The following is a 14,369-nucleotide window of genomic DNA, read 5'->3' as shown; positions in this document are numbered from 1 at the left end:
ACTGCGTGGATGCCCCGGGAAACCGGAGATTCCGCGGGGTGTGCGGAATTGAGTCATTTAAATAGGCATGTTAGGCAATGAGGAAGCAGGAGACCAAGTGTCTGAGCAGGAGCTCGAGGTAACTGAGACTGAGCTGGATAAGAGCCAGGACGCCGCGGTGGAAGCCGCGGAAGAGTCCGAGGCTGTGTCTGCTGCGCCCGAATYCGACGTCACTGACGAGGCCGTAGCCACGGAAGAAGAAGCGGCAGACGACGCCGACGCTGATGCAGCCGACGCTGATGAGGCTGACACCGACACTGATGAGGCTGACGCCGACGCGCTGGCAGCGGCGGCCGCCAAGGCCGACGTCGACCCCGCGGACGAGTTCAAAGCCAAGCTGCGCCGCCAGGAGGGTGACTGGTACGTCATTCACTCCTACGCAGGCTACGAGAACCGCGTCAAGGCCAACCTTGAGACCCGCATCCAGACCCTGGACATGGAAGATTACATCTTCGAAATCCAGGTTCCGATGGAGGAAGTCGTTGAGATCAAGAACGCCCAGCGCAAGGTCATCAACCGTGTCCGCATCCCCGGTTATGTCCTGGTCCGCATGGACCTGACCGACGCTTCCTGGGGCGCCGTCCGCCACACCCCCGGTGTCACCGGCTTCGTGGGCAACGCCCACAACCCGGTCCCGCTCCGCCTCGATGAGGTCTTCTCCATGCTCGCGCCGGTCTTCGAAGAAGAGCAGGCCGAGAAGGGAAAGCCGGTCAAGCACGCCGCCGCACAGGTCGACGTCGACTTCGAGGTTGGCGAGTCGGTCATCGTCAAGGAAGGCCCGTTCGAGACCCTCCCCGCCACGATCTCCGAGATCAAGATCGATTCCCAGACCCTCGTGGTGCTGGTGTCCATCTTCGAGCGCGAGACTCCGGTCACCCTGGCGTTCAACCAGGTCAGCAAGATCTAGCTGTTCCCTAAGAATTCGCCCCGGGCTGCCCGCTTAGCAGCCACGGAGCGGCCGGCCGCCTTGCCATGGCGGCCACCAACCTGAGGCACGCTCCTGTGCCCCAGGACGTATTTGAGAGAAGGACCTACATTGGCTCCCAAGAAGAAGGTCACCGGCCTCATCAAGCTGCAGATCCAGGCAGGTGCCGCTAACCCGGCCCCGCCGATCGGTCCTGCGCTCGGCCAGCACGGTGTCAACATCATGGAATTCTGCAAGGCGTACAACGCTGCGACGGAAGCCCAGCGCGGCAACGTTATCCCCGTGGAAATCACGGTCTACGAGGACCGTTCCTTCACGTTCATCACCAAGACCCCGCCGGCTGCAGAGCTCATCAAAAAGGCTGCAGGCGTCGCCAAGGGTTCGGCTACCCCGCACACCGTCAAGGTTGCCAAGCTGACCCAGGCCCAGGTCAACGAGATCGCCACCACCAAGATGGAAGACCTCAACGCCACCAGCCTCGAAGGCGCAGCGAAGATCATCGCCGGCACCGCCCGCTCCATGGGTATCACCGTCGAGGGTTAATTCCCCACCGCTGATGCGCCGGGATCGGGAAACCGGTCACGACGCCGTCAGCACCGCCGGCCAGCCGGCACCACCTAAACAATGAACAGCGGAATTCCGGAACGGATACACCAGCCGGAATGCCGCCTGTGGCAGGGCCCAGCGCGGTCCGCAGACCACAACTGCACAAGGAGAAATAAGCAGCATGGCAAAGCGCAGCAAAGCATATGAGGCAGCCGCGGCCAAGATCGACGCGGAGAAGTTCTACGCGCCGTTCGAGGCAGTGACGCTCGCCAAGGACACCAACCCGTCCAAGTTCGACGCCACCGTTGAGGTCGCTTTCCGCCTCGGCGTTGACCCGCGTAAGGCCGACCAGATGGTCCGCGGCACCGTCAACCTGCCGCACGGCACCGGTAAGGTCGCCCGCGTCCTCGTCTTCGCAACGGGCGACAAGGCTGAGGCTGCAATCGCGGCCGGCGCCGACTTCGTTGGTTCCGATGACCTGATCGAAAAGATCGCCGCCGGCTGGACCGACTTCGATGCCGCCGTCGCCACCCCTGACCTCATGGGCAAGGTTGGCCGCCTCGGTAAGGTCCTGGGTCCGCGTAACCTGATGCCGAACCCGAAGACCGGCACCGTGACCGCTGACGTCGCCAAGGCCGTCAACGACATCAAGGGCGGCAAGATCGACTTCCGCGTCGACAAGCACTCAAACCTGCACTTCATCATCGGCAAGGTTTCGTTCGACGCCATCAAGCTGGCCGAGAACTACGCAGCCGCACTGGAAGAGGTCCTCCGCCTCAAGCCGTCCGCTTCCAAGGGCCGCTACATCCAGAAGGCCACCGTGGCGACCACGTTCGGCCCGGGCATCTCGGTTGACCCCAACGTCACCAAGGTCCTGACCGAGGTCTAGTCCTCACCGGATCCACGGAACTGCGGCGTCGCTGACGTCGCCGGTTCCAGCCAAAGGCCGTCCCGCAACTGCGGGGCGGCCTTTTGCCGTCCTGCGCCGGGACCCGTGGCGTGCGCAAAGCTTGGCATCCGGGACCCTTGGTGCCGCCGGACTTGCCGGTTAGGCTGTCCCGGTGACTACGCCGTCGTACCTCATCGAGGAACTCTCCCTGCCCGCCAGCCTTGATGCCGCTGACACCGATGCCGCTGACACGGCGGAGTTCCTCGAATTCATGGAACTCTGCGATGAGCTCATCCTGCAGACCTGGGGCAACCTGGACCGGGCATCGTCCGCGGCGGCCCGCCTGCAGTACTGGCGGGACACGGCGTACACCCGGCTGCGGCTCTTCTTCGTCCGCGTCGACGGGCGCATGGCGGCCAACTCCTGGGTCCGCTGTGAACTGCAGGAGAATCTGGGCAGTGCACTGCTGCACGTGGGCGTCCTGGATGCCTTCGCCGGGCGGGGGATCGGCCGGGCACTGCTGGTGCACGCCGAGGCGCTGGCCGCCGCCGACGGGCGGCCCATCCTGCAGACCTTCACGGAGCACCCGGCCGATTTCGACGTCGATGGCACCAACCTCATCAAGCCCGCCACGGGGACCGGAGCGCTGCCCGCCGGCGCGCCGGGTGTCCGTTTCGCCGGAAAAGCCGGCTACCGCCTGGAGCAGGTCGAACGGTTCAGTTCGCTCGACGTCCCGACCGCCGCGGACCTCGACGCCCTGGAACGGGACGCCCTGGCCCGCGCGGGGGACTATGAACTGCTGCACTGGACCGACTCCTGCCCGGAGGAACATGCCGCCCAGCTCGCGGTGCTCATGTCCCGCATGAGCACCGACGCCCCCTCCGGAGCGCTGAGCTACGAGGCGGAAATCTGGGACGTCGCCCGCGTCCGCCACGTCGAGGACACCTGGCGGCGCGCCGGCCAGTCCGCCCTCGTGGTGGCGGCACAGCACCGGGCCAGCGGCGAACTGGCCGCCTATACCGTCCTGCAGACAACAGCCGACAAGCCATGGCTGGCCAACCAGGACGACACCCTCGTCGCGGTGGGCCACCGCGGCCACCGGCTTGGCATGCTCATCAAGATCCGCAACCTGCGCCTGCTGCGGGAGTCGTACCCCGCGGTCCGGCGCGTCCTGACATACAACGCCGCCGAAAACGACCACATGCTCGGCATCAACRTSGCGCTGGGCTTCAAGCCGGCGGGCTACGACGGCGAGTGGCAGCGGACCGCTGCCGCCGCGGGCGCAGCCACCGGCAGTGAGATCCGGAACTGACCGGGCGCCGGCTGGGGCAGAAGCTGCAGGGCGCCGGCTGGAGCGGAAACTGCCCGGCGTCACCAATGGAACAGCGGCCCAAACCAGCATATGCTGGCGGTTGAAAGCCCGGTTTGAGCCGGGCCGTACCGATGGTGGGTGGCACAACGGCTGGGAAGATGCCCTCTATGGCAAACGATGTACGGATTGAGCAGCTGTGGATCCCCGATTCCCTTGACGCGCCCGATGCCGCCGACTTTCTCGCCGCGATCGAGGTGGGGCGCAGGGTCCGGATGCAGACCTGGGKCACCGACGACCTCGCCTACGCGCCGCAGGAAAAGCTGCTTGAGATGGCGGACCCCTACGAACGTCAGGTGATCCTCGTCGCCAAGATCGACGGCGTGATTGTCGGGACGGCGGACATCGCCCTGCCGCTCGTGGACAACCTCGATCTCGCCGAATTCACGCTCGACATCCTGCCGGAATTCCGGCGCCAGGGCGTGGGGAGGCAGCTGCTGGCGGCCGCCGAACATTTCGCCCGGGACGAGGGCCGACACACGATCCTGATCGACACCAACCACCCGGGATCAACCCTGACGGACCCGGAGGCCGAACAGCTCGTGCCCGGCAGCGGCGTCGGGTTCGTCCCGTTGGGCAGCCGTGACGTGGAATTTGCCCGCCATACCGGCTACACCCTGCAGCACATAGAGCAGTTCAGCTCCTGTGCGTTGCCGCTGGACACCAAGCTCGTCGCCGACCTCGAGGCCGAGGCCGAGGAAGCCAATGCCGGCCGCTACCGTCTGCACCACTGGACGGACCGGTGTCCTGACCAGTGGCTCGAGGCCGTCGCCGCGCTGGAAAACCAGGCAGGCGAGGACGAAGTGCCGGGGCCGGATGCCCAGGAAATGGTGTTCGACGGCGGCATCCTCCGGGAAGCGGAGGAAGTCACCATAGCCCAGGGCCGCCGGACGGTGGTCACCGCCGTCGAGCACATCGCCAGCGGAACGCTCGTGGGCCTGACCACCATCAGTGTCCTGGCCCTGCGCCCGGACGTCGTCTTCCAGGACGACACGGTGGTGCTGCAGGAACACCGCGGCAACAAGCTCGGGCTGCTGATCAAGGTCGCCAATATGGAACGGCTCAGCGAACAGTTCCCGGACGCCCGGGTCCTGTACACGTGGAACGCTCCGGAGAACCGCTACCTGCTGAAGGTCAACCAGCAGCTCGGCTTCACGACGGCGGGAGTGACGGGTCTCTGGCAAAAAGAACTCCCCAACTTCGGACCGGCTGTCAGCTGAGGTCCCGGGCCGACGTCGGGCGCTGAAGTCTTTCGCTGAAGTCCTGCGCTGCCCCTGCCCGCCGGGCCCGATTTGGAACACGCGCGCCGTGTCCCGTAAGCTTGGAGGACCAAAGACCGTCGGTTGTTGGAAATCCACTCTCCCAAGCAAGACTCACTTCTGCAGTCGCGCCGGGAGAGCGCAGTGGATTTCCGGACGAAGGACCCTGAACATAGGGCGGCCGGCGCAGGTGAACGAAGCAAAGCTCCGCGGTCATGGACCGCGTCGAGACAAGCCCCGTGCATCTGCGCGGGGCGTTTTTTAGTTTTAGCTCTTTTGAGCGGGGACCCGGACGTACCGGCACTATCCCCGGAAGGAGGGTTATGGCAACGCCTAGCAAGGTTTCAGCAGTAGCTGAGATCACTAACGATTTCAAGGAATCGAACGCCGCTGTCCTGACCGAATACCGCGGGCTCACCGTTGCACAGCTCAAGCAGCTGCGTGTCTCTCTCGGCCAGGAAACCAAGTTCTCGGTCGTCAAGAACACCCTGACCGCCATTGCAGCCAAGGAAGCTGGTGTCGAAGCATTCGACGGTCAGCTCGCCGGCCCCACTGCAATCGCGTTCATCAAGGGTGACGCAGTTGCAGCTGCCAAGAGCCTGACGGATTTTGCCAAGGCCAACAAGCAGCTGGTCATCAAGACCGGTTACTTCGAGGGCAAGGCACTGAACGCCAGCGAAGTAGCTGCCCTGGCAGCACTCGAGTCCCGTGAGCTGCAGCTCGCCAAGGTTGCAGGGATCCTCAAGGCTCCTGCTGCCGCTGCTGTACGCATCATCGACGCACTGCGCCTCAAGCTTGAAGAAGAGAACGGTGCCCCGGCAGCAGCCGAAGCACCCGCCGCTGAAGAAGCTCCCGCAGCAGATGCAGCAGCCGAGGCCGAAGCACCGGCCGAAGCCGCAGCCCCCGAAGAGAACTAGTCCTCTTCTCCATAAGACTCCGGTGTCACAGCGAGCCTCAGGGCCGCCGCGCACCATTATAGGAAGGACGCCACACCATGGCGAAGCTCACCAACGAAGAGCTCATTGAAGCTTTCAAGGAACTGACCATCATCGAGCTCTCCGAGTTCGTCAAGCTCTTCGAAGAGACCTTCGAAGTTACTGCTGCTGCTGTTGCCGTTGCCGGCCCCGCCGCTGCTGCAGAAGAAGCTGAAGAGAAGACTGACTTCGACGTCATCCTCGAAGCTGCTGGCGACAAGAAGATCGCAGTGATCAAGGAAGTYCGCGCCATCACCKSCCTGGGCCTCAAGGAAGCCAAGGACCTGGTTGACAGCGCTCCCAAGGCTGTTCTCGAAGGCGCCACCAAGGAAGCTGCCGAGAAGGCAAAGGCTCAGCTCGAAGAAGCTGGCGCCCGCGTTACCCTCAAGTAATACCCGCCGTCCGGATCAATCGCGGTCCGCACTGCTCAAAGGAAACCCCGTCCACTCAGTGGGCGGGGTTTCCTGCGTTCCCGGACCGGAAACCCGAATCGCCCGGGCCGGAAGCCGGCGCCGGTGAACGATACCCAAGGATTCGGCAAAGTTTTTCTGATACCCCTGTCGCACTTGATGGCGCGACCCTAGACTTTGGATTTGTGCCCACCGGCCCCCAACGCTCAGGAGTTCACCCACAATGACGGACCCGAACACTTCCCCCTCCCGCCGCGCCATGCTCGCCGCAGCCCTCGTGGGTGGCGGCGCGGCCGCCGCCGCGCTGGCCGGAGCCCCGGCGGCGCAGGCCGTCGCCGGCGAAGCCAGTGGCAGGGCGACTGCCAAGAATCAGTTCACCCTGACGGTGCTCGGCACCACGGATCTGCACAACAACGTCTTCAACTGGGACTACTTCAAGAACGTCCCCTATGCCGACGCCGCCGGGAACAAGATCGGGATTGCCCAGGCCGCGACCCTGATCAACGCCATGCGGGCCGAGCGCGGCGCGGCCAGCACCCTGACCATAGACGCCGGCGACACCATCCAGGGCACGCCCCTGGCCTACTACTTCGCCAAGATCTACCCCATCTCGGCAACCGTGAAACACCCCATGGCGCTGGCCATGAACGCGATCGGCTACGACGCCGTGGGGCTGGGCAACCACGAGTTCAACTACGGCATTGGGCTTCTGCGCACCTGGGAGCGGCAGCTGGACTTCCCGCTGTTGGGCGCCAATGTGCACGACGCCGTGTCGGGCGGGCGAGCCTTCACCCCCTACGTCCTGAAGCGGATCAAGACGGACAGCGGCTGGCTGACGGTCGGCCTCGTCGGCCTGGTGACGCCGGGCTGCGCACTCTGGGACCGGGACAACGTCGAGGGCAAGCTCGATTTCAACGGCATCGTAGAAGAGGCCAGAACCGTCATCCCGCAGGTGAAAGCATCTGGGGCCGACGTCGTGATCGTCACGAGCCATTCGGGGGCGACTCCAGGGTCCTCCTACGGTGACGCCCTGCCCTTTCCCGAGAACGCGTCCACCCAGCTGGCAGAGGAAGTCCCGGGCATCGACGCCATCCTCGTCGGGCACGCCCACCTGGAGATCCCCGAGCGCTTCGTCACGAACAAGGCCACGGGCAAGCAGGTGCTCCTGACCGAGCCGCTCAAGTGGGGCATGCGCGTCTCCGTCATGGACCTCGAACTCGTCAAGGAAAAAGGGCAGTGGACCGTCACCGCGGCGCATTCGCTCCTTTTGGACGCCAAGACCGTCGCCCCCGATCCCGCYGTCGTCCGGGCCGTTCAGGCCGGGCACGAGGCCACGGTGAACTACGTCAACGAGGTCATCGGAACTTCCACGGCGCCGCTCAGCACGGCCACCGCCTGCTGGGAGGACTCCGCCGCGATCGACGCCATTAATTACGTCCAGGCCAGCACAGTCAAGGCCGAGCTGGCCAACACTCCCGCGGCAGGGCTGCCCGTATTGTCCATTGCGGCGGCGTTCTCCCGTGCTGTGGACGTCAAGGCCGGGCCGCTGACCATCCGCGATGTCGCAGGACTTTACATCTTCGACAACACGCTGCTCGCCATCAAGGTCACCGGCGCGCAGGTCAAGGCATACCTGGAGTGGTCCGCCCAGTACTTCAAACCGGTGACCGCCACCACGGCCAGGGCCCAGGACGTCACCAACGCTGTGACGGCTACGGCCCCGAACGGCACGCCCGACTACAACTACGACGTCGTCTACGGACTGGACGCACCGCTGAACTATGAGATCGACCTCGCCCGGCCGGCGGGGGACCGGATCGCCAAGCTCAGCTACGGCGGCCAGCCGCTGGCGCCCGAGCAGGAATTTGCTTTGGCCATCAACAACTACCGGCAGAGCGGCGGAGGCAACTTCCCGGCCGTGAAGAACGCGCCGGTGCTCTCGAACAGCCAGCAGGAGATCCGGCAGCGCATCATCGACTATGTCGTGGACCGCGGCACCCTGGACGTCGCCGTGTTCAGCCAGGCCAACTGGCGGCTCACCGTCAACGGGACGCCACTGACGGTCACCGCCTAACCCCAACTCCAACAACAAGGCGGGGTCACTTTGCGCCCATCCCGGCGGTCGGGATGGGCCGGAAGTGACCCCGCGTTGCTGTTAACCCGGGCGGGCTAGTTGGGCTCAGTGATGTCGGCGACGACGGCGCCCAGCGCCGCCGTCAGGGCGTCCGCGTCCACGAACGCGCTGTAGCCATGTTCGCCGGCGCCCATGGAGATCCGACGGCCCGTGATGGTCTGGTCGGCGTAGACGGGCCAGGGGCGGATGCTGCCGAGCGGCGTGATGGTCCCGCGCTCGTACCCGGTGGCCTCGAAAGCCGTATCCGCCGTCGGCAGCGAGAGCTTGTTGACGCCCAGCAGCGCCCGCAGCTTGGGCCAGGAAATCTGCCGGTCGCCGGGGACCAGTGCGAACAGGAAACTGCCGTCCTTGTGCTTGACCACGAGCGACTTCACGATATCCGCGGGCCGGATCCCGAGGATACCGGCCGCCTCCTCAAGGCTGCGGGCGGCGAGGCGTTCGACGATCTCCACGTCCAGCCCCCGCGCCGCGGCGTCGGCGAGGAACCGTTCGCGGCCGCTGGTTGTTTTCTGCTCTGGCATCGCGTCAAACCTTCCTGACTCCTGTCGGCGGCGCCCGGTCCGCCCGGCCGCCCAGTGGTCCGGGCCCGCCCCGCCCGCCGGTTACCGGATTTAGTCGCGGTACAGCAGCAGCGCTTCGCCCTGGCCGCCGCCGCCGCACAGGGACACGGCCGCCTTGCCGGTACCCCGGCGCTTGAGTTCGTGGGCCGCGTGCAGGGCCAGCCGGGCCCCCGAGGCCCCGATCGGGTGGCCCAGGGCGATGGCCCCGCCGTGGATGTTGCACTGCTCCAGCGGATAGTTGAGATCCTTCAGGGACTGCACCGCGACAGAACCGAAAGCCTCGTTGATTTCGATGAAGTCGAGGTCCGCGGCGGACCAGCCGGCTTTGTCCAGGGCGTTCTTGATGGCGTTCGACGGCTGGGAATGCAGCGAGTTGTCCGGCCCCGCGACCTGGCCCGGTTTGCCGACCACCGCCAGGTACTCGAGACCGTTGTCCTCGGCGAACTTCCGGCTGCTCAGCACCAGGGCGGCAGCGCCGTCGGACAGGGGAGAGGAGTTGCCGGCGGTGATGGTTCCGTCCGTGACGAACGCCGCGCGCAGACCGGCCAGCGATTCGACGGTCGTGTCGGGCCGGATGCCCTCGTCGGAGGTGACGGCGATCGGATCGCCCTTGCGCTGCTTGACGCTCATCGGGGCGATCTCGCCGTCGAAGACGCCGTCCTTCGCGGCCCGGGCGGCACGCTGGTGCGACTGGGCCGCCACCTCGTCCTGGGAGGCCCGGTCAATGCCGAGGGTCAGGTTCTTGCTCTCGGTCGACAGTCCCATGGACTGCCCGTCGAAGGCGTCGGTCAGGCCGTCGTGCGCGGCCACGTCCAGGGCCTGGACCGTGCCGTACGCCCAGCCCTGCCGGGAACCGGGCAGCACGTGAGGTGCGCGGGTCATGGACTCCTGGCCGCCGGCGACCACCACCGTGGCGTCCCCGCTGCGGATCATCCGGGCGGCGTCGATCACGGCGGTGAGGCCCGAGAGGCAGACCTTGTTGATGGTCACCGTCGGCACGTTCCAGCCGATGCCGGCGCCGATGGCGCTCTGGCGCGCAGGGTTCTGGCCCGCGCCGGCCTGCAGGACCTGGCCGATGATCACGCTGTCCACCTGGTCGGCCTTGACGCCGCTGGCGGCCAGGGCCGCGCGGATGGCGTGGGTGCCGAGCTCGACGGCGGTGAAGCTGGCCAGCTGCCCGTTCAGGCGCCCCTGGGGGGTGCGGGCTGCGGCGAGAATGACAACATCGTTGTTGTCTGCAGGATTGCTCATGGTGTTTTCTTCCGATCTACTTCGACTTATGTCTACGTTATCGTGAGCCCCGTCACCTATCCATTCGGCCCCGGATCCGGCCCGGTCCGGGCCACGGTCCCGGCCGCTGACCCGCTCACCCCGGGCGCTGCCCGGGGCAGCTTGCGAATGGTTCCGCCAGGAGCCCGGGAAAATTCCGCCAACCTTCGTGCTTGCAATCCCGCCGGAAGTGGGGTAGACAAGTAGGTTGCTTTGCCGTATCGTAGATATTTGCGTCTTCCCTGTTTACCTTCAGCCTTCATATAGCGGTGGGCTTAGCCTGACAGCTGTTCCATCAATGTGCCGTCTACCACGTGCACCAGCTATGGACAGCGCGGGTCCCGGGTCATATAGCGGAACCGGACTGGTAGCGCTGCGGAGTCATTCTGCAGAGTGCATAACGGGGGAGATCTGACAACGCCTGAAGGTCTGTGGAAGGATCCCTCTTGGTCGCCTCGAGCACCTCTAATGTAAACAACGCTACCGCTATCAATGCCGACAGCACCGACGGTGCAACCCGCCGGCTCTCATTCGCAAAGATTCACGAACCCCTTGATGTTCCGAATCTGCTCGCCCTGCAAACCGACAGCTTTGACTGGCTGGTCGGGAACGAACGCTGGCAGGCGCGCGTTGCGAAGGCCGTCGAAGAAGGCGACCTCAGCGTCGCCACCTCCTCGGGTCTGTCCGACATCTTCGAAGAGATCTCCCCGATCGAAGACTTCCAGGGCACCATGTCCCTGAGCTTCTCCGAGCCGGAGTTCGCTGACCCCAAATACACCATGGCTGAGTGCAAGGACCGGGACGCAACGTACTCGGCTCCGCTGTACGTCAAGGCCGAGTTCATGAACAACAACACGGGCGAAATCAAGCAGCAGACCGTGTTCATGGGTGACTTCCCGCTGATGACCGAGAAGGGCACCTTCGTCGTCAACGGCACCGAGCGTGTCGTCGTCTCCCAGCTGGTCCGCTCGCCGGGCGCCTACTTTGAGCGCACCGCCGACAAGACCAGCGACAAGGACATCTTCACCGCGAAGATCATCCCCTCCCGCGGCGCCTGGTTCGAGCTTGAAATCGACAAGCGCGACCAGGTCGGTGTCCGTCTTGACCGCAAGCGCAAGCAGTCCGTCACCGTGCTGCTGAAGGCCCTCGGCTGGACCGAAGGCCAGATCCTCGAGGAATTCGGCCAGTACGACTCCATGCGCGCCACGCTGGAGAAGGACGCCACCGAGACCCGCGAAGACGCGTTGCTGGACATCTACCGGAAGCTGCGACCGGGCGAGCCGCCCACGGTTGAGGCTGCCCAGTCCCTGCTGGACAACCTGTACTTCAACTCCAAGCGCTACGATCTGGCCAAGGTCGGCCGTTACAAGATCAACCGCAAGCTTGGCATCGACCGCTCCCTTGGCGACAAGGAAGCTTCGGTCCTGCACGTTGAAGACATCGTGGCCATGATCAAGTTCCTGGTTGCGCTGCACGCCGGTGAGAAGACCCTCATGGGCAAGCGCGACGGCCAGGACCACGAGCTCCGCGTCGAGATCGATGACATCGACCACTTCGGCAACCGCCGCATCCGCGCCGTCGGCGAGCTCATCGAGAACCAGGTCCGCACAGGCCTGTCCCGCATGGAGCGCGTCGTCCGCGAACGCATGACGACCCAGGACGTCGAGGCCATCACGCCGCAGACCCTGATCAACATCCGTCCCGTCGTGGCAGCCATCAAGGAGTTCTTCGGAACTTCCCAGCTGTCCCAGTTCATGGACCAGAACAACCCGCTCTCGGGTCTGACCCACAAGCGCCGCCTGTCCGCGCTTGGCCCGGGTGGTCTGTCCCGTGACCGTGCCGGCATGGAAGTTCGTGACGTGCACCCGTCCCACTACGGACGTATGTGCCCCATCGAAACTCCTGAAGGCCCGAACATTGGTCTGATCGGTTCGCTGGCTTCCTACGGACGCATCAACCCGTTCGGTTTCATCGAAACCCCGTACCGCCTTGTCGCCGAGGGTGTCGTCTCCGATGAGGTCAAGTACCTCACGGCCGACGACGAAGCCGAGGTCCTGATCGCACAGGCCAACGCACCGCTCGACGAGAACAAGCGTTTCGCGGAAGAGACCGTCCTGGTCCGTGCCCGCGGTGGTGGAGGCGAGCCTGTGCTGGTTCCCGCCGCCGACGTCGAGTTCATGGACGTTTCCCCGCGCCAGATGGTGTCCGTGGCTACCGCCCTGATCCCGTTCCTCGAGCATGACGATGCCAACCGTGCACTCATGGGTGCCAACATGCAGCGCCAGGCCGTGCCGCTGGTCCGTTCCGAGGCACCGTTCGTCGGTACCGGCATGGAGCGCGCCGCAGCCGTCGACGCCGGCGACGTTGTCATCGCCAAGAAGGCCGGTGTGGTTACCGAGGTCTCCGCTGAGCTGGTCATCATGCTCAACGACGACGGTACGGAAACCAACTACCGCATCAACAAGTTCGCCCGTTCCAACCAGGGCAACTGCTACAACCACCGTGTCCTGGTAAGCGAAGGCCAGCGCCTGGAGGTCGGCGGCATCATCGCTGACGGCCCGGCAACGGACCAGGGCGAGCTCGCCCTCGGTAAGAACCTGCTCGTGGCATTCATGTCATGGGAAGGCCACAACTTCGAGGATGCCATCATCCTGTCCCAGCGCATCGTGGCCGAGGATGTCCTGTCCTCGATCCACATCGAGGAGCACGAGATCGATGCCCGCGACACCAAGCTTGGTGCCGAGGAAATCACCCGTGACATCCCGAACGTGTCTGAGGAAGTCCTGGCAGGCCTGGACGAGCGCGGCATCATCCACATCGGTGCCGAGGTTGAGGCCGGCGACATCCTGGTTGGTAAGGTCACCCCCAAGGGCGAGACCGAGCTGACCCCGGAAGAGCGCCTGCTGCGCGCCATCTTCGGTGAGAAGTCCCGCGAAGTGCGCGACACCTCCCTGAAGGTGCCGCACGGCGAGTCCGGCACCGTGATCGGTGTCCGCGTCTTCGACCGCGACAACGACGACGAGCTGCCCCCGGGCGTCAACCAGCTGGTGCGCGTCTACGTCGCTGCCAAGCGCAAGATCACCGACGGCGACAAGCTCGCCGGCCGCCACGGCAACAAGGGTGTTATCTCCAAGATCCTTCCGATCGAGGACATGCCCTTCCTTGCCGACGGCACCCCCGTTGATATCGTCCTGAACCCGCTGGGTGTTCCGGGCCGCATGAACGTCGGCCAGGTGCTGGAAACGCACCTCGGCTGGGTTGCCAAGACCGGCTGGAAGATCGAGGGCGAGCCCGAGTGGGTCAAGCAGCTGCCGAACCTGCCGCGCGAGAGTGGCCAGACCACTGTGGCGACGCCGGTCTTCGACGGTGCGCGTGAAGAGGAAATCACGGGCCTGCTCGATTCCACCAACGTCACCCGCGACGGCGACCGCCTGATCAACTCCTCCGGCAAGACCCGTCTGTTCGACGGCCGCTCCGGCGAGCCGTTCCCGGATCCGATCTCGGTCGGCTACATGTACATCCTGAAGCTCCACCACCTGGTGGACGACAAGATCCACGCCCGCTCCACCGGCCCGTACTCCATGATCACGCAGCAGCCGCTGGGTGGTAAGGCACAGTTCGGTGGCCAGCGCTTCGGTGAAATGGAAGTGTGGGCGCTCGAGGCTTACGGCGCCGCGTACACGCTCCAGGAACTGCTGACGATCAAGTCGGATGATATCCACGGTCGTGTGAAGGTCTACGAAGCCATCGTCAAGGGCGAGAACATCCCCGAGCCGGGCGTTCCTGAGTCCTTCAAGGTCTTGATCAAGGAAATGCAGTCGCTGTGCCTGAACGTGGAAGTGCTTTCCACGGACGGAACCACAATTGAAATGCGTGACTCTGATGACGCAGTCTTCACGGCTGCGGAAGAACTGGGCATCGATCTGTCTCGTGCAGAGCCCAGTTCCGTAGAAGAGGTTTAGCGGGGGGTTTACGACGGCGGGTTCGCACTCGCC

General features: G+C 64.9%; 11 protein-coding genes. 9 read left to right on the top strand and 2 right to left on the bottom strand.

Annotated features, from left to right (window positions below):
* Positions 1–97 precede the first annotated feature (97 nt).
* The 8 genes from nusG (at position 98) to AC1D1S_RS04410 (ending at position 8,485) form a co-directional block, all read left to right on the top strand.
* The gene (gene nusG / locus AC1D1S_RS04445) at positions 98–946 is read left to right on the top strand and encodes a transcription termination/antitermination protein NusG (RefSeq protein WP_476993835.1); all 849 of its coding nucleotides are present in this window, start codon (positions 98–100) and stop codon (positions 944–946) included.
* Positions 947–1,075: 129 nt separating this feature from the next.
* A complete protein-coding gene (gene rplK / locus AC1D1S_RS04440; protein ID WP_018773647.1) occupies positions 1,076–1,507 on the top strand; it encodes a 50S ribosomal protein L11 in 432 nt (143 codons plus the stop codon).
* A 184-nt stretch (positions 1,508–1,691) separates the two neighbouring features.
* Positions 1,692–2,399: a 50S ribosomal protein L1 gene (gene rplA, locus AC1D1S_RS04435; protein WP_091251962.1), complete on the top strand. Its 708-nt coding sequence runs from the start codon at positions 1,692–1,694 to the stop codon at positions 2,397–2,399.
* Positions 2,400–2,571: 172 nt separating this feature from the next.
* Complete coding sequence (locus tag AC1D1S_RS04430) at positions 2,572–3,711, top strand: GNAT family N-acetyltransferase (RefSeq protein ID WP_476993834.1); 1,140 nt, start codon at positions 2,572–2,574, stop codon at positions 3,709–3,711.
* A 167-nt stretch (positions 3,712–3,878) separates the two neighbouring features.
* Positions 3,879–4,988, top strand: a complete 1,110-nt coding sequence (locus tag AC1D1S_RS04425) for a GNAT family N-acetyltransferase (RefSeq protein ID WP_476993833.1) — start codon at positions 3,879–3,881, stop codon at positions 4,986–4,988.
* A gap of 362 nt (positions 4,989–5,350) precedes the next feature.
* Entirely contained in the window at positions 5,351–5,944 is a 594-nt protein-coding gene (gene rplJ / locus AC1D1S_RS04420; RefSeq protein ID WP_028276542.1) for a 50S ribosomal protein L10, read from the top strand.
* 77 nt (positions 5,945–6,021) lie between these two features.
* Positions 6,022–6,393: a 50S ribosomal protein L7/L12 gene (rplL, locus tag AC1D1S_RS04415; RefSeq protein WP_476993832.1), complete on the top strand. Its 372-nt coding sequence runs from the start codon at positions 6,022–6,024 to the stop codon at positions 6,391–6,393.
* 241 nt (positions 6,394–6,634) lie between these two features.
* Positions 6,635–8,485, top strand: a complete 1,851-nt coding sequence (locus AC1D1S_RS04410) for a bifunctional metallophosphatase/5'-nucleotidase (RefSeq protein WP_476943997.1) — start codon at positions 6,635–6,637, stop codon at positions 8,483–8,485.
* Between the two features lie 95 nt (positions 8,486–8,580).
* Here the strand turns inward: AC1D1S_RS04410 and AC1D1S_RS04405 are convergent, their stop codons facing one another.
* Both AC1D1S_RS04405 and AC1D1S_RS04400 read right to left on the bottom strand, forming a co-directional pair.
* A complete protein-coding gene (locus AC1D1S_RS04405; RefSeq protein ID WP_476945748.1) occupies positions 8,581–9,066 on the bottom strand; it encodes an aminoacyl-tRNA deacylase in 486 nt (161 codons plus the stop codon).
* Between the two features lie 90 nt (positions 9,067–9,156).
* Positions 9,157–10,356, bottom strand: a complete 1,200-nt coding sequence (locus AC1D1S_RS04400) for an acetyl-CoA C-acetyltransferase (protein ID WP_459385405.1) — start codon at positions 10,354–10,356, stop codon at positions 9,157–9,159.
* 464 nt (positions 10,357–10,820) lie between these two features.
* Between AC1D1S_RS04400 and rpoB the strand changes: the two genes are divergently transcribed.
* The gene (rpoB, locus tag AC1D1S_RS04395; RefSeq protein ID WP_028275121.1) at positions 10,821–14,336 is read left to right on the top strand and encodes a DNA-directed RNA polymerase subunit beta; all 3,516 of its coding nucleotides are present in this window, start codon (positions 10,821–10,823) and stop codon (positions 14,334–14,336) included.
* The last annotated feature ends 33 nt before the right edge of the window (positions 14,337–14,369 follow it).

The sequence above is a fragment of the Arthrobacter sp. P1_A5 genome (assembly GCF_056406825.1).
The sequence above is the reverse complement of the archived record's forward strand: the minus strand, read 5'-3'. Positions and strand labels throughout refer to the sequence as shown.

Excerpts from the sequence above, each read along its gene's own strand:
- rplA (WP_091251962.1), top strand. The coding sequence starts at position 1,692 with ATGGCAAAGCGCAGCAAAGCATATGAGGCAGCCGCGGCCAAGATCGAC.
- AC1D1S_RS04400 (WP_459385405.1), bottom strand. The coding sequence starts at position 10,356 with ATGAGCAATCCTGCAGACAACAACGATGTTGTCATTCTCGCCGCAGCC.
- rplJ (WP_028276542.1), top strand. The coding sequence starts at position 5,351 with ATGGCAACGCCTAGCAAGGTTTCAGCAGTAGCTGAGATCACTAACGAT.
- AC1D1S_RS04405 (WP_476945748.1), bottom strand. The coding sequence starts at position 9,066 with ATGCCAGAGCAGAAAACAACCAGCGGCCGCGAACGGTTCCTCGCCGAC.